Origin of the sequence: Bizionia gelidisalsuginis (genome assembly GCF_008086185.1) — a bacterium.
Classification (GTDB): domain Bacteria; phylum Bacteroidota; class Bacteroidia; order Flavobacteriales; family Flavobacteriaceae; genus Bizionia; species Bizionia saleffrena.
Genome location: NZ_VSKN01000015.1, coordinates 13,121 through 30,265 on the forward strand (window position 1 = coordinate 13,121; position 17,145 = coordinate 30,265).

13 protein-coding genes are annotated in these 17,145 nt (G+C 35.6%); all 13 read right to left on the bottom strand.

The window, feature by feature from the left end; translation table 11 throughout:
* The 13 genes from ES677_RS10915 to sov all read right to left on the bottom strand — a co-directional run bounded on the left by ES677_RS10915 (window position 1) and on the right by sov (window position 17,035).
* Window positions 1-549, bottom strand: a complete 549-nt coding sequence (locus tag ES677_RS10915; RefSeq protein WP_148370513.1) for a DUF420 domain-containing protein — start codon at window positions 547-549, stop codon at window positions 1-3.
* Complete coding sequence (locus tag ES677_RS10920) at window positions 542-1,285, bottom strand: SCO family protein (protein WP_148370512.1); 744 nt, start codon at window positions 1,283-1,285, stop codon at window positions 542-544. Before ES677_RS10920 ends, ES677_RS10915 begins: the two co-directional genes overlap by 8 nt.
* Window positions 1,269-1,997 carry a hypothetical protein gene (locus ES677_RS10925; protein ID WP_148381259.1) on the bottom strand — a complete coding sequence of 243 codons (729 nt, stop codon included), beginning with the start codon at window positions 1,995-1,997 and terminating at the stop codon, window positions 1,269-1,271. The genes ES677_RS10920 and ES677_RS10925 overlap by 17 nt, the downstream gene beginning before the upstream one ends.
* Window positions 1,998-2,090: 93 nt before the next feature.
* Window positions 2,091-2,471: a cytochrome C oxidase subunit IV family protein gene (locus tag ES677_RS10930; protein WP_148381260.1), complete on the bottom strand. Its 381-nt coding sequence runs from the start codon at window positions 2,469-2,471 to the stop codon at window positions 2,091-2,093.
* A gap of 22 nt (window positions 2,472-2,493) precedes the next feature.
* Complete coding sequence (locus tag ES677_RS10935) at window positions 2,494-3,492, bottom strand: cytochrome c oxidase subunit 3 (protein WP_148381261.1); 999 nt, start codon at window positions 3,490-3,492, stop codon at window positions 2,494-2,496.
* Between the two features lie 138 nt (window positions 3,493-3,630).
* Window positions 3,631-4,212, bottom strand: coding sequence for a cytochrome c oxidase subunit 3 (locus tag ES677_RS10940; protein ID WP_148381262.1), 582 nt, complete (start codon window positions 4,210-4,212; stop codon window positions 3,631-3,633).
* A 2-nt stretch (window positions 4,213-4,214) separates the two neighbouring features.
* Complete coding sequence (gene cyoE, locus ES677_RS10945) at window positions 4,215-5,108, bottom strand: heme o synthase (RefSeq protein WP_148370507.1); 894 nt, start codon at window positions 5,106-5,108, stop codon at window positions 4,215-4,217.
* A gap of 62 nt (window positions 5,109-5,170) precedes the next feature.
* Window positions 5,171-7,279, bottom strand: coding sequence for a gliding motility protein RemB (locus ES677_RS10950; RefSeq protein WP_148381263.1), 2,109 nt, complete (start codon window positions 7,277-7,279; stop codon window positions 5,171-5,173).
* 114 nt (window positions 7,280-7,393) lie between these two features.
* A complete protein-coding gene (locus tag ES677_RS10955) occupies window positions 7,394-8,206 on the bottom strand; it encodes an energy transducer TonB (protein ID WP_148370505.1) in 813 nt (270 codons plus the stop codon).
* A 113-nt stretch (window positions 8,207-8,319) separates the two neighbouring features.
* The gene (locus tag ES677_RS10960; RefSeq protein ID WP_148370504.1) at window positions 8,320-9,036 is read right to left on the bottom strand and encodes an energy transducer TonB; all 717 of its coding nucleotides are present in this window, start codon (window positions 9,034-9,036) and stop codon (window positions 8,320-8,322) included.
* Window positions 9,037-9,095: 59 nt separating this feature from the next.
* Window positions 9,096-9,473 carry a VanZ family protein gene (locus tag ES677_RS10965; RefSeq protein WP_148370503.1) on the bottom strand — a complete coding sequence of 126 codons (378 nt, stop codon included), beginning with the start codon at window positions 9,471-9,473 and terminating at the stop codon, window positions 9,096-9,098.
* On the bottom strand, window positions 9,466-9,846 hold the full coding sequence (gcvH, locus tag ES677_RS10970) for a glycine cleavage system protein GcvH (RefSeq protein WP_148370502.1): 381 nt from the start codon (window positions 9,844-9,846) through the stop codon (window positions 9,466-9,468). The genes ES677_RS10965 and gcvH overlap by 8 nt, the downstream gene beginning before the upstream one ends.
* A 55-nt stretch (window positions 9,847-9,901) precedes the next feature.
* The gene (sov, locus tag ES677_RS10975; RefSeq protein WP_449374894.1) at window positions 9,902-17,035 is read right to left on the bottom strand and encodes a T9SS outer membrane translocon Sov/SprA; all 7,134 of its coding nucleotides are present in this window, start codon (window positions 17,033-17,035) and stop codon (window positions 9,902-9,904) included.
* Window positions 17,036-17,145: the final 110 nt, after the last annotated feature.

Consider the following 17,145-nt stretch of genomic DNA (forward strand, 5'->3'; position numbering starts at 1 on the left):
TTAGGTGTAATACGGTGATATCATAATATAGATTACAACGCCAGTAACTGCGACGTATAACCATAATGGGAATGTAACTTTAGCGATTTTTTTATGACGCTCAAAGTTTCCTGAAATAGCACGAACATAGGTTATTAAGACAAACGGAATAACAACTACCGAGAGTACAATGTGTGTAAATAAAATAAAATAGTAAATGTATTTTATAACACCTTCACCTCCAAATTTAGTCGAATCACTCGTGGTATGATACGCAATATATAGTAATAAGAAACTTACCGACAAAAGTATAGCAAACTTCATTAGACGTTCGTGAAGCTTTACTTTTTTATTTAAGACAGCTATTAGTGCTACTACTAAAACTAAAGCCGTAAGCGCGTTAATTGACGCATATATTGGCGGTAAAAAAGTAAGCGGTTGGACATCGAACCCTAATTCTCTTAAATTGACGCCAAAAAGTGCAGCAACAGCTACGGGTATAACTATGGATAAAACAACGATCCATTTATTATACTTCTTCTCATTTGCGATGTTTTCGGTACTATTCATTTAACAACTTTTTAATGTCCTCTTTAAGCATTGAAATCTCCTGTTCATTACCATCTTCATCATATTTTTCTTTTTCGCTGATGATTCCTTTATAGAAAATTTTCGGATTTCCGAAGGCATCTAATCGCGAACGCACAAATCCATTTTTATCTATTAATGCAAAATCTCCAGAATGCTCAAACCCTACTTCGTCCTCTACTTTAGCAACATATATATTAAAACCTTTGTTAGCTAATTCGTAAATATCTGCTTCGTTTCCCGTCATTAAATTCCAGTTTGGATTGGTTACGCCGTATTCTTCGGCATATTCTTTTAAAATAGCTGGGGTATCGGTTTTTGGGGTAATAGAGAACGATGCAATACCAAAATCGGTCGTTCCCTTAAATACATCTTGAATCTCCACCAAGTTTTTATTCATTCGAGGACATATTGTTGGGCACGTTGTAAAAAAGAATTCTACAACATAGACCTTACCTTTATAATCCTCTTGAGAAATGGTTTCTCCATCTTGATTGGTAAAGCTAAAATTTGGTACTTTTTTGCGTTTCCCATTAATCTCAATAAACGATAACGCATCGTCACTAGAAAAGTTATTGTCTTGACCAGCACTTAAACGATCGCTTCGTGAGATGTCGTTATTTTTTACTCTATTTACAATTTTAGGCACAAAAATAATCCCAAATAATAGAATAATGAAGGCAATTCCTATGTACGAATAATTAGTTTTCTTTTTCATAATCTGGTTTTATTTGGTTTGCGCGACGTGTAGACGAATCAAATTCTCCTTTTCGCTTTTGTCTATATTCTGTAAATAACACACGTAAATCGTCTGCTCCCATTTTATTCTTCAAAATGGCTACTTTGGTGCAGTTGTAGGCTGTTAACGGATAGACTAGATCATTCTTTTCAATCTCTTTATCTGTTCTATCGTCCAAACGCCCTCTTTGGTTTAAATCCTTATCTACAATAAATACATAGTCTGAAGCGTAATTGCTATCTAAACTTAAAGTGGATCGTAAATTATTAAACAGTTTTTGACTATCATCATTATCGACAAATACAAAATGCCAATACTTTAACTCATTGTATTTATTTAGCTCTTGTTTTAAGCGATAAGCACCGTCTTCTGATCCTTTAGAGACTAAAATAACGACTTGAAACTTTTTAAATCCTTGAAACTTATCGTAGATAAGCTCCCGTAGATTGGACATTTGTTTAATTTTTAATTCGGGATCTGTTCCTAAGAAAGCAATAACAGAGATATGATCTTCTAAAACAATATCAGAATTTGCATAAGACGTTAAATTCTGAACGTCTAATACGTTTTCTTTAACAATGTTTAAGGGTGTGTAGTTGTTCGTTGAAGGGTATAAAAACAACAAAAAGATAACGGGTAAAAAAAATAACGTTATAAGTATAGCTGTTTTTTTAACTTTTTTAATATCCATCGCAAACGTGTCGTTTTATGAGTTTACAAAAATAGAAAAGGTGGTTTAAATAAACCACCTTTTCTCTATGTTTAACACTAAATTAATTAGTGACTAAAATGTATTTTTTATAAATCCATTTCTAAATACAGACTCTACATAGCCACCCTCTTGTAATAGAACAAACATAAGGTAACTAATTAAGAAAACGGCTGTCCAAACTACTACTCTTCGCAACGCTGGTTTTTCGTCTCTTAAGTGCATAAAGTCCCAAGCGATGTAATATGCTTTAACTAAAGTTAAGATTATGAAGATCCAGTTTAAACCTTTCATACCTAAAACCTGAGTCATTAAGACTTGGGGTTTAAAGATACCTAAAACAACCTCTATTGCTGTAATAATTGATAGAAAGATTAAAACGCCCCATATTTTTTGAGTGTTCGACTTAAATTTTACTAAACCTCTAAATATTGATAAATTGTGTTCTTGTGCCATTTTTAAATACTCTTATTATAAATTAAACTAAGTAGAAGAATGTAAATACAAATACCCATACTAAATCTACAAAGTGCCAGTATAAACCTACTTTTTCTACCATCTCGTAACTTCTACGTTTTTCGTATGTTCCTAAGATCACGTTAAAAAACACGATAATATTAATAACAATACCTGAAAACACGTGAAACCCGTGAAAACCAGTAATAAAGAAAAAGAAGTCTGCAAATATTGGCGCACCATATTCATTTACATGAAGGTTTGCACCGTGCACTACTTGTTTTCCGTTATCTGTAATTTGCTTTATTGATTCGTCGCGAGATAATACTGTTTTATGTCCTTCTTCTGTTAACATTTGAGTTCTAACTAACACCTCCGGATTGGCTTTTAGGCCCTCTAGCACTTCATTTACGGTAAACTTAGGCATTGGCGCTCCTGTTTCGTACCACAGACCATTTTTACGCTCGTGTACTACACGTTCAGTTTTCACCACTTGTGCAAAATCGGCCACTGCCACTCTTTGAAATGTTTCTTTATCGTCTACCGTTGTATATTTACCAAACTGCAAGATATTACCTCCTTTAGTTTGAACAGCTCCATATTCTCCTTTAATAAAAGTGTTCCATTCCCAAGCTTGAGAGCCGACGAATATAATACCACCTATAATGGTAAAAAACATATACCAAGTTACTTTGGTTTTATTTAAATGATGTCCTGCATCTACAGCCAATACCATAGTTACTGAAGACATAATTAAGATAAATGTCATAAAAGCAACATATATCATTGGGTAACTTCCGTGAAAAAACGGAACGTGTGTAAACACCTCATCGGCAATTGGCCAAGATTCTATAAACTTAAATCTAGAAAAGCCATAGACTGCTAAAAACCCAGTGAATGTTAAGGCATCTGATACGATAAAAAACCACATCATCATTTTACCATAACTTGCCCTTAGTGGCTCGCTGCCACCTCCCCATGTTTTACCTTCTTTTCCAGTGGTTTCAACTGTCGTCTCCATAAAGTGTAATTAGTTTATATATGTGGCACAAAAATAATCAATTTATTATACTAAAGAAATAGTACGTGATTTAAATTTGAATTCCGTTTAAATTGTTTGTTATTGTATGCTATGAGTGGGCTTGTTTTAAATAAAAAACTAGCTCAAGAAATATAAAAATAAAAAGAGATAGACCCAAAGTATATCAACAAAGTGCCAAAATGTACCTGCCAATTCCAAGCCCAACATATTAGTGGCTGTATACTTTTGTTTAAAATGATTATAAATTACAACCACCAAACAAATAAGCCCTACTAGTACGTGTAAAATGTGAACAAACGCTATTAAAAAGACAAATGAAGCCTTAGGATCGCTAGTAGGACCGGTTAAATAATAGCCAGCTTCTATTAATTGTTGAAAGCCTAAAAACTGCATTGTAATAAACGCAATACCTAAAACTAAAGTAATCACTAAATAGGAGGTCGTTGCCGATCTGTTATTTTGTTTTAAAGCACGTTTTGCGAGCATAAACGTAATACTACTTATAACAATAGCGAATACACTAAAGATAAAAACGTTTGGCAATTGCAAATCTTCCGTCCAATCTGGCCGTGCGCTACTTACTATTACCGCACTTGTTAGTCCTGCAAAAGACATAATAAGTGAAACAATACCAAACCAAAGCATCATTTTTTTGGCTCTATTATTTTTTTCTTGAAGCGTTCCTTGAGTTAAGTCCATAATTATCGAATAAATTTATCTATCACGTAGACAATTTGAATTAAAGTAATATATAAAACACTGGCTAACATTAACTGTTTCGCCGCTTTTTCTGTCATTTTCTTAAACAACTGAATCGCATAAAACAACATAAACAGTCCGAAAGCGAAAACAATAACCGCTGCAATAATAGACAGTTTTAATTCCCCCGTAATTCCAAAAACCGGAACAATAGAAATTAAAATTGTCCAAATGGTATACATTATTGTCTGCACAGCAGTACCTTTATCTTGTTTACCGGTGGGCAACATAAAAAAGCCACCACGCTTATAATCGGTGTAAAGAAACCACCCAATAGCCCAGAAATGTGGAAATTGCCAAAAAAACTGCAATGCAAATAATGTACCGGGCTCAATACCAAAAGTATCGGTAGCAGCAACCCATCCTAACATAAAAGGAATAGCGCCAGGAATAGCACCGACAAATACCGATAATGGTGTTTTTGTTTTTAAAGGCGTATAGACACACGTGTATAAAAAGATAGAAATAGCCCCAAACATCGCTGTTTGTTTGTTTATGGAGTATAAAATTGAAAGCCCTAAAACAGTAAAAACCGAAGCAATTATAAAGGCTGTTTTTACAGACATTCGTCCCGCAGGAATTGGTCTGTTTCTAGTGCGATGCATTAAAACATCTAAATCTTTTTCTATGATTTGATTAAAAGCATTAGAGGCTCCAACCATAAAATAACCACCAAGAGCTAATAATGCAAGCACTTTAAAGCTCACCTCGTCTACCCCAAGCAAATAACCTGCTATTGAAGAGAACACCACACTTAATGCTAATCGCATTTTTGTGATTTCTTTAAAATCTGAAAGTAAACTGTGTTTTACTCTTGGTGTTGCTGTTTTACTCAAAATAGGGCTTTGCTTTACAAGCTGTTTTTTAGCTGTTGCAAAGATACTTTGAAAAAGTAATTCTACAAATCAAAATACCAATTAAATAAGTCTGTTTTAAGTCCTAAACTAAACCATACCGTATTATTGTTTAGCAAAGAAGTTGTTTGTGCTTCTGGATTAAAGTTTCGGTAGCTAATATTAGCAAAGAGTTTTAAATTTGAAGCTGGATTTACCAAGTAACCCCCTTGTAAACTCGCGTTAATTGTTTTTGTTTTTATACCTTGCCCTATGTCCACTCCGGTATCAAAAGGTCGGTCGTTGTAATTTTTATAAATATCGCCACCATAACTAAAGGTATCTGCATCATCATTAACATCAAAACCACGAATACCATACACCAATTTCGCTTCTCCCATCCAACGTTTGTAATTATAGCGCCCAATTAAAATAAGCTCTTTAAAATTAGCACCCCATAAATGGGCCATCGGCTGGTTATTATGTCCGTAATTTAATTCGATAGAATTATGAGAATACGTATACGGTCGTACTTGATTATATTCTACTTGAAGCATTAAGTTCTTCACTTTAAAAGCATCGTAATACTTCGCTCCCAATTGATAGCCATACTTATTTTTCCAACTTTTCTCACCACCTTTTATATCCTTTAGCGAAAACTCATCTAGAATAAATTGTCCGTAAAAATTTACGTTATCATTGAGTTTATATTTCCCTGAGGCCCCTACAATTGCATTTCCGGCATCTTGACCCGTTTCAAACTCTATCGCTCTGTAAAAAATAATAGGGTTTAAATAATTAATATCGAAACCGCGATCGTTACTATTTGTCCATACTACAGATTCGAATAAACCAATGTTTAAACGTTTGTTAACGTTCCAACTTAAATAGTGATTCGCTATATATTTTGTTAAAAACGCGCCGTCTTCGGTCACTTCTGGTCGCACATCGCGCAACCACGTGTACGTATTTGTGTATTTTATTTTCCAGAATTTGGTGTTCAGTTTTAAAAATGGGTGCGGACTAGCAACATCACTTTGTAATAACGAGCGGTAACCGTCGCCAATAAATGTTTTACCATGACCAAATTGAACATTTATAAAAGAGGAAGGACTGTACGAAAGATAAGCCTCTGCTACTGGATAATCGTAAGCATCTTCTTTAAAGCGTTTGGCAATTCCGCGACCGGGAATGATTGCCGGGTCAGGGCCAAATGCTTTTAGAGATTCGGCATATGTATTATAATATTGAGCAAATCGTCCTTGGCTTTCGTAAACAGAGGCAGAAAAACTTAAATTTTTCCCTAATCCACCTTGAATATAAACCCCTCTCGTGTTATTGAATGTAGCATTAAAATCGGCATCAAAATCTTTACCGATTTGTAAATCTAACACAGGGTCGATAGTGAACCAATAGGATTTGCTTTGCACTTGCACCAAATGCTCATTCCATAATTTTCTTCCCAACCACGAATTTGTTTCTTTCTTTAACGCTTTATTTTCTGATTTAAAATCATAATAATTATAAACATCCTCGTATAAATAAGGTTTGGAGGCGGTATGGCTATTGGTTCCGACTAAATTAATAGCACGATCAAATTTCGCATAATTACTATGCGTAAACGGAATATTTAATTGACTGCTATATTCTTTTTCAGAATACGGCACCAAACTTTGTGAAACACTATCGAATTCTTTTTTTGCTTCTTGCTCTAAAACCGAGAGCTCTTGCTCTGTGTTCTTGCCTGATAACTCTTCGGTTGAAACACTTCTATCTTTTAATGGAATAGCTAAAGCAATCGAGTATTGTTTAAAAGTTGCCTTACCATTATACGTCGCTGGCTTCACTTTTGGAAAAGCGTTGAACACTCTAATCGCTTCTGTTTTTAAGGTATTGTAAACGGCATCTACGTACATCACTCCAAAAGCTCCTTTAGCATCTACTTCAAAGAGAATAACCACTTCGCCTTTGTAATTCTCATCTACCAATGCCTTAGGCACATTAAAATTCTCGAAGAGAAATTGATACACTTTAGTATCAAAACATTTTTGAATATCCGCTAACGGCTCTTTACTACACGTTTCAAAAACTGGCGGTTTTTCGTTCGTTGTGTTATTCTGCGATAAGGTAATTAGTGGTAGGCAAAAAAGTACTCCTAGCAAGCGAAGCTTCATAAGAAATGGCGTTTATTTTTGCGAAATATAGTGTTTTTTAATGAAGAGAAAACAGAAAAAAAGCGGCTATTGCTTTTCTTAATATCCGCTTAGTATATTTTATAAAGGATTAGACTAATTTTGTATATCAAAAATAATAGGAAGACTGTATAATACCTCCACGACACTATCGCCGTTTTTACCGGGTTGCATTCTTGGTATATCACTTATTACTCGTCGTGCTTCTTTCTCTAATTCTATTCTTGGCGCTCTTGTCTTTAAAACTACCACTTCACCTTGTTTGTTAATTTTAAAAAGAACATCAATTTTTTGACGTCCAATTAAACCTAAATCGGGAGCTAAATCAGCATCGAATTGTTTTTTGACAAATCGCCCTAGTTTCTCAGACATACAGTGTCGTCTGCCCAAGTTTGTGGTTTCACTTTCACAACCAGGATACACAGGCACGAATTGAACCGCCAAAATACTTACTGGTTCCTCGGGTTTTTCGATGTTTAAATCTGGTGCGTTTGTTGATAACACCGCTCTAGCAGGCCCTACAAATTCATTTTGTTGCGTTGTAATAAATACAACATCGTTCTTTGCACTAATAGCGTCGTTATCTGTAACTTGAATAACTTCGGTAATAACTTGAGTCTCTATTTTATTCATAGAGGAAATCTTTTCTGTCGGCTCCCTATACACTTCAAAATTGCTTTCAGTGTAATCTATATCTTCAACTATTTGAACCTCTTGATATATAATACGTTTTGAACTCACTTTAGATTTAGACTCTAAGGCTAGATAACTACCGAGCAAGCATATTATTAATCCGATCTGGAAATAAAGCGATGCGTTGTATTTTAAATCCGTTTGTTTTTTTCCAGATTTAGTAACACTTTTACCACTATCCTGAAGCTTACCTACTTTAATAATTGATTTTTTCATAATAATCGATTTTAAATGTTAATATTATTATAAATAATCAATAAGTGTACCAAACAAAAAAATCCCACTACGGCTTGTAGTGGGATTTTTTAAGAGTATTATTAAACGTACTGTTACTGAATGTTAAATGATATTGGTAAATAGAACGTTACCTTAACAGGCTTCCCTCTTTGTTTACCTGGTTTCATTTGAGGTATTAAACCTACAACACGTTGTGCTTCCTTTTCTAATCTTGGGTGCGGTGCTCTAGTTCTAACGTTTACAATATTTCCTACTTTATCAATAGTAAAGAAAACGCTAATTTTTTGTTTTCCACTTAAACCAAGTTCAGAACCTAATTCAGCATCAAACTTTTTTCTAACTATCTGATTAATCTTATCAGACATACATTTCTTTTTCTGTGCGTTCGTACCACTCTCACAACCTGGGAAAATTGGCACATTTTCTATTACAGCAAAAGAGACTTCTACATCCTCTTCAATTTCTTCAATCACTACTTCCTCGACCTCAACAATCTCTTCTTCTTGACTCGTTTCGGTAGATTCGATAACCGTTTCTTCAATTTCTTCTTCGTCTTCTATAACATCAATAACCTCTGGCGCTGGTGGTGGTGGCGGAGGTGGTGGCGGTGGTGGTGCTTGCATTGTAATTGGAATGTCTTCTTCCAATTCATCGGCCACGTCAAGTTGAGCAATGTCAACGATCTCTTTGTCGTAGGTCTTGTAGTTAATGGCGAAATTTGTTAATAGTAACATTAACACCATCCCAACCGCAAAATAAAGAGAACTGTTTCTCCCTACGTTAGATTTCGGATTTTTTTTAGGTTCCATAAATTAATTTTTTTTCCTGAGTGCTAATTTAACTATTTATTTGTAAAAAAAGCAAAGGTTTATTTATTTTTTAATTCTTTAAAGCGTAAGCCTAGTATTATTAACACAGCAACAACTGTGCCTAAAACGTTTGCTAAGATATCGTTAAAGTCTGTAACACGATTCTGTGTTATAGTTCCTTGCAGCACCTCTATAATTACTCCAAAGATAATGGCTGCTCCAGCAGCATAGATTACAGACTTTAGCACTTTTATATTAAACGTTACGCTTAGCGTTAAAAACCAAAAGCTTGTTAGAATACCGTGAGCCATAGCGTGTAAAACTTTATCACTATTAGTAGGTAACTCTTGGGTGATACTATTAACGTTTAATAAACTGGCCAACAGTAATACACAAGTATACGCTACACTTAAAAAACATAAACCCTTTTTAAGCACTGATCATAGCTTTGTAATCGCTATCTGACATTAACCCTTCTATTTGCGAAGCGTCAGAAAATTTAATTTTAATAATCCATCCCTCTCCATAAGGATCTGTGTTTACCTTTTCTGGCTCGTCTTCTAAAGCGTCATTAAACGCGATAATTTCTCCCGATAATGGTAAAAATAAATCTGATACCGTTTTTACGGCTTCAACAGATCCAAAAACTTCTTCAATTTCTAAAGTGTCATCTACCGTATCAATGTCTACATAAACGATGTCTCCTAATTCGCTTTGTGCAAAATCTGTAATCCCTACAGTTGCTACGTCTCCTTCTACTTTAACCCATTCGTGGTCTTTAGTGTACTTTAATTCTGATGGTATATTCATTATTTTATTTTTTACAAAGGTATTTAATCAAATTGGTATTTCAAGTGGGAAACTACTAATTACCGAAATTATATCGTAGCGTTAATCCAGAACGAATAGTTGTTTGCGGAAATGCTGTCGAAATCGCATATTCTGAGAACGTATAATCGAAATAGAAAATACCAGTTAAGTTTTTACTAAACGAGTAATTCGCATTGTATTTTAAACCATAAATAGTCTGGCCGTTAGTAATTTGATTGTTGTCTACATCCAGATATCTAATAATGGTTTTATTATCGCGCACAGAAATGTTAGCTTCCATTATTAAATCACTCACTATCGACTTTTTAGGCCCTGCAAGTTTTGTTTTTATTCTTACATCTTTAAAACGATATCCTAATCCTAAGACATATTCGTTACCCTGAATTTCGGTCATTAAATTATTATCGAAACTTAAAGATAATAAGCGGTCTTTTTTTAATTCCAATAACACCTTAACAGAGTTTTTCATTTCGAAATCTACACGAATTAACGGACTAAATAGTTCGGTTAAATTAACGTTACTGTATAAGTTTTCGTTTTTAAAATTTCCGGCTTGATCAATATCTTCTGCTGGTTGCGTATTGTAGTCTAAACCATAGTCGATACCGCTAAAATCTAAATTGGTTCGAAACTGGTTTATGGTATAACTAGAACGGTATCCGTGACTTAAAGAGAACCGTTTAAAGCGGTCTTTAAACCATTTCACCTTCATTAAACCCGTGTATTTAATATCCCAGTTTGGAATAGGAAAGTTTTTAATCGCTCCTAACTTCGCTTTCTCTGCTTTTTGGCCGGTATAGGCACTTACAAAAGCCGGTAATAATACAGCTTGACTTGTCTTGCCAAAACCTAAAGGATAGCCTTCAGCATCGACCGCATTGGCATCTGCTCCACGTTCTCTAGCCAAACGTTGCGCAATTACCAATCTATTCTCTCTAAAATCGGTAAAAGCATCGGAACTCACATCGTTACTTTTACCAAAAGCTGTTGGTAATGTAAAGGTAGAAATACTAATATTTCCAAACGTATTTGGTGTTAGCGACTCGTAAAGACCATCGGTTATTCTATAGTTTTCTGTGTAGTTTTCGGCATATGTTCTAAACCCTACTAAATCAATTTTAAGGTCGTTAAACGGTTCTAAATTTGCCGATATATCTAATTGCTCTGTTCTGTTTTTTGTGTATTGTTCGTTAAAATCTGGAAATACCGTTAACCAACCGTTTCGCGCAGCTAATTCTCTAACATCATTTTGGCTACCAAAAGTATAGCCTAAAGTCGGTTTTAAGGTCCCCACAAAACCAGGAGTATTTAAATATCCTGGAATATATGTACCGTTAGTTTCTGAGTAGTTAACTTGAATACGTTTTACTACGGTTAACACATCGATACCAATATTTGCCAACGCGTTAGCACCAGATTGGCCTTTATCTTTCTTACCGTCTTCCTTCTCTTCTTCTCCCGGAGGAGCTCCTACCACATTGCGATCAAAACGACTTACTTTTCCTAATCGTGATGTTTTTCTTTTCTTGGTTAGCCCCACATATTTATACAACTTATTCATATCTAAAGTTGAATTTATGTTATGTGTATTTCCATTAGAAATAGAATTTCCTAAATCGTAAGACACCCCATCGTCTGCAACAATATCGCCGAATAAATCCGAACCTTTTTGCCATTGAAATTCTCCCGTATATGCGTAAGTTGCTTTTATAAAACTTAATGCTGGGATTTTATTTATAGGAATTTCATAATTAATACCTAACAACTGATATTGTCTATTCGGATCTCCAAAATCTAAAAGGCCATCCCACACATCTAATTCTGGATCTTGTTCACCGCGAATGTTACCTTCTTTAAAATAATTTCTGACAATATTATTATTAGACGCTGAAAAATTGAAGGCTAATGATTTCGTTAAATTCCAATTCACATTATATTGAAAATCGAATGTGTAATTTCTTCTGTATAATTCTTCTAACCCGATATTACTACCCCCTAATTCTACTTCTCTAAATAATTGACGGTTAAATTGTCTATTCACATCCGTATTTACAGTAAAACTTGCCGGTAGCAAATTAACATTAAAATCTTTTAAGAGTTTCCAGTATTTTTTGGTGAAGAGCGAATCGTTCTCTTTAAAAGGTTCGATGACTTTAGGTTGAAAGTTATAGGCATAATTTACTCCTGCTCTTAATTGCTTATCTACTGAACGTTCAATTTCAAAATCGCGATGCTCTACTTTGTTATACGAATAGTTTAAGGTTAAATTTTCTACATCGTACAACTGTGGTTTAGACTCGCCCGTTCTATTTTTTCGAACACCAATAAAGTTGATGCTTTTTCGCTTGGTATATTCTTCCGATTGTTCTCTAATATTGTCGCGCTCCGACTCTGTTTCAGCAGCATCTAAACGTGTTTGCAGTTTTAAATCTTCGTATTGTTGATCGTATTCTGGTGTGATTAGCTCTTCGGCTTGACCGTAATTAAAAGGCACTTGCAGTCCCCATTTTTTAGGTAATAACTGTCCTAAATTTAAATTAGTAACCACATCGTACTGCTTCACATCTTCACGACTACGTTGGTTTGGCCCTTGATCTATAGATCCAAAACCTGCAGTGGCCATACGCCCTGTTGCGCTTACATTAGCAAAATCTGCAAAGTTGGTGTCCATACTTAGTACAGTAGCCCAACCGCCTTCATTATCCATTTCAGATAAACGCAATTCGTTATACCATACTTCTCCACAAGATTCGAAACCGGAAGCGTTTTTAACTCCCACCATTAAGGTTCTAATCGCTCCAAAATTAGGATTACCTTTAATAGCTAAACGTTGTTGTCCAGTAACATAACCGTCATACTGATTAGCAAAAGGCACCGCTACTAATTCACCGTCTATAACATCGTAAAACGAAGCATCTTCGTTCGCTAATGAGCCATCGCTAATGCCTAACGATTTTAAACGTTGTAATAATTCTAACTCGACATCAATCTCGTTAGATTCTGGCCAATAATCTTCTGGTTGTGCGCCGCCATTGTATACCGATAATGGGATTTCTATTTGGTAGTAGTTCTGAGTTAAATCGTTACCCATTCTAATAAAACCAACCAAATCGTTATTTCCAAGCCCTGCAATATCGCCTTCTCGTGCGTGTACAAACATCTGTAAACGTTTATACTGCCGCATATCGACACTAATGTTTTTGTAAACAGCTCTAGAATCTTCTGTTTCTAGACCGCAAACATTAACAACAAGTGCCTGTTCATTCTGGTCGATTATAGAATTATTATTATTTAATTGTTCTGCCTCTACGCCTGGAGGTGACACATAATTACCATCGTTGGTTTGCGTGCTTACTGCGCCTACAGAAAAATCGGTTTGGGGGTCGTCTGGACTAGAATCGTTTTCGTCTAGTGCCAATGTGTAGCGTCTCCAGTCACTGCGCACTAATTCTAGAGTACCAAAACGAAACGTTGTTTGTTCGCTAAAGTTTTCTAAATACATACGCGCGAAACGGATTGATCTAAAATCTGTGATTCCGTTTTGTCTTGTGTATTGAGGTATTGTTGGGTCGTCGAAAGTAGATAACGGTACATTTACTGGCACTCTAAATTGATACCAACGAATTTGCTCGGTATCGCCATTTGGCATTACTCTCGGTCTAATTTTTAGATCTTTAATAAACTCTCCAATAGGGTTGTTTGTCGTTATTTCGTTTAATGAGTTTATGGGTAAATTTTGTCGTGTAATGTCTAGATTATACTCAAAATAACTGTCGATAGTATTCATTGTATTATCTCTATTCACATCTTCAACATCGGGCTGCGTTGTAGACCCTCGGTTGGTATCACTAAAGTTATCTGGCGAGTTTCCTTGAACATTATTATAGCGCTTATAACGGTCTAACACGTCTCCTTCTGCATTTATAAAATATTGATAATTATCGTTTGCAGGATCTGCTAACCCCCCAAAAGCAGCAAATACGGCAGCTTCTTCTGTATCGTTATACCCATCGTAACCAACATCTTGATTAATACGTTCTTGTCCAGTAGTATCGAAAGCATAAATTAACGCCTGATTTTGTGGTACTACTGTTTCGAAATCGGTTTGTGGTAATAAGGCGATATTTCCATCTTTAGGCAATCCGTTTTCATACTGTTTTCTTCCGTCTTTTAAAACATCTTCAGAAATACTCCCTAAGTTAAAGACTAATTTCCCTCCCGGGTTTGTGGCATTATCTTGAAATGGATCTTGGAGCCAGAACTCAATATATTCTACGTTAGACTGTTCAAAATCTGTCGATGATAACCCTCTTGTAATACCCGCCCAACTTTCGTTTGGCGTGGTAATTATGTTATCTTCGGTACCCGGTTTAAAGTTGTAAGGGCCGCGTTCTTGCGGATAAATCGTTAAATCTAAGGTGTTTATTACCGAGGTTTGTCCTTGAGCGATGTCTTGCTCTGGAAACAATTCGTTTATAAAAACTCGAGACGTGTAAATATTAGAGACATCATCGTCGGTAAGACCACTTGGTCGCTGACTACTATAAAAAATAGGATCGATACTATACCAATTTAATAACGCTCTATCGTAACCGTTTTGCAATCCGTTATCATCTTCAGATGCCGATGAGTTGCTATAGATACGTCCCAAATTAAGGGGTCTGCTCGATAAAAACCACGCCTGTTGCGAACGTAAATCAATTCCGTTTTGAGTCCCTTCAAAGTCATCCACATAAGCTGTCGCTTCTCCATTAAAGTCGGTTCCTTTTGGTGCGCCCGGCAATAAATAGGCGAACTCACCTCTTACCGATAGGTTTGATGGTGCATCGGTATCAACATTAGGAAGCTTATTTACTAATCGTGTAAAGAAAGGCACTTCGGTAGAATAATTACCATTAAACCCTAACATCGTGTTATTGATAGGTTCTGTATTATAATTGGCCTTTTGAGTTATTGGTCTTTCATTTAGGTTGATATATGTGGCACCCAATATAAAACTCTCATTAAACTGATGCTCGACATTTAACCCTGTAAAACGTTTTGTTTGCTGCCCGAATATGGCGTTATTCTCGGTAGTTACTTGAATAGGTGTGTTTGACGCTTTTAAAGCAGGATCCAAAATTTGAACACGTCCTAATTGATAATTTACGGTATAATCGACACCTTCCACTAACACTCGCCCTCCGGCAGTTACCTTTACAGAACCACGCGGCACATTAAAGCCACCAATAGGGATTCCTTCTCCCCCTTCAGATTTGTAACGCCCTTTAATTTGAAATTTATTTTTTTCGTTTTCTTCTAGGGCAGCTGTTTTTGTGCCTTTATAAAGTAAATCGTAAACGTATTTTTCTTGGTTTAGATTGGCGTAAGTATCATTGTTGTAATCCGTAGCATTATCTCCTGGATTATTATCATCATCTAAAACATCGAATAAATAACGGCCGAAGGGTTCTACTTTTGTAAATACGATATTTCCGTTTTGTGGAATCACTGTTATCCCGGGAACGAAATCAAAAAACCCATCACCATTAGTTTGGGGGTCGTTATTAAAGTTTAATCGGTCGAGATTAAATAATCTTAACAAGGTGGTTTCTTCTATAGCATTACCTTCAAAATCGGTTCCAAAAGTAGTCCCCTCCACCGGACGAATAAAATTTAAAGGCGCGGCTTCGTTGTAAAAAATATTCAGCTTAAAATCTTCTTGACTTAATTGATAAGCGCCCGTATTATAAACGTTTTTCATCATTAAATCCCAGATAGGTTGCGAGACGCTTGTAATACTACTTTTAAGTAATTTAAGGACTAAGTTATTATTGGTAACGTTGGTAACTTCGCCGTCGCTATTAGTATCCACATCGGTAGCATTTACGCCATCGTTTGCGAATTCTCCTACTTGATATACTTTTCCGCCGACCGTAAATTGAAAGGCTACGGCTAGCACTTCGTCATTATTTAACCGTTGATTTAAAGAAAGATACCCTAACTGCGTGTTTAACGTGTATTCTTGACCTTCGTTTAATTTTCTAGTGTTTTCTAATTTGGCATAATCGAACCCTTCATTAAAACCAGGGACGATAACCCCCGATTGCACGGTCGCGATATCTCTAATAGCCGATGTTAATTGCGATCCGGGCCCACCAATATTAGTGGGATCTAATCGGTTATTTCCATTACTAGGAAACGCATTTGGTCCGGCTGTAACCGTAACCCCCGAGTTTCCAATAACACCGGATTCTCCTAAATCTTGAAGGGCAACAATATTTCTAACATTTTCGGTACGATTACTTTTGTTGGTTACCCACACTTCAGCTCTTGTAATTTGAACGTTAGAATTGATATGCGGATAGTTACTAAGTGCTTTATCGTAATTATTTCTAAAGTATTGTGCCAAGAAAAAGTGTCTGTTTTCGTCGTAGTCTCTAATGAAGAAATCGAACTCACTTAATGTTCCTCCACCTTGAGCTACCACCGATCGCGTATCTGATTTTTGCTCAGAAAACACTCCTGTTATAGTCGTTTTCCCGAATTTAAGTTGTGTTTTTACACCAAATAAACTCTGTGCACCAGAAATCAAAGAGCTGTTTAAAGGCATACTAACATTACCCACTTCTATTTTCTGAATGATATCATCTTCAGTTGGCGTATATTCTAACTTCACTAAATTCTGAAAATCGAAGGTAGATTCGGTATCGTAGTTCGCGGTTACCTGAAGTCGCGTTCCTACTTTTCCTAATAAACTTAAACTGATCCGCTGATCGAAATCGAACGTAAAATTACTTCTGTTTTGTGGCGAAAACGACGGATTATCTTGTTTGGTAAACAAAACACCTAAATCCATTTCTAAAGACCCTTGCGGTACGACCTCGATAGTATTACCACCAAAAATACTTTCAAAAAAACCAGAATTCACATAAAACTCTGGCAATAGGTTTTTCTGCTGGTCGCCGGTATTGTCTTTTTTACCTTCAAAAGCATCAATTTTATTTTTGTAATACGATTTTAAATTCTCCTTAAAAACGAGGTCTTGATATTCTTTAGGAGTTAGAATTGTAGGATAGTTAATAGTAAAAGTACCCACAGACTCTGTGTAGATATAACTATCTGTTTTAGGGTCGTACGTATATCTAGATTCTATACTTTGCGGATTAGGCATTTCCATATCTCCCATTACAAACCCTGTTTTTGTAGAGTCTTGTTCTACAACAGGAATTACTGGATCTTGCGCTAAAACCACTGTAGTTGATAGCGTAAAAGATAGTAATACTAAATACTTTTTAA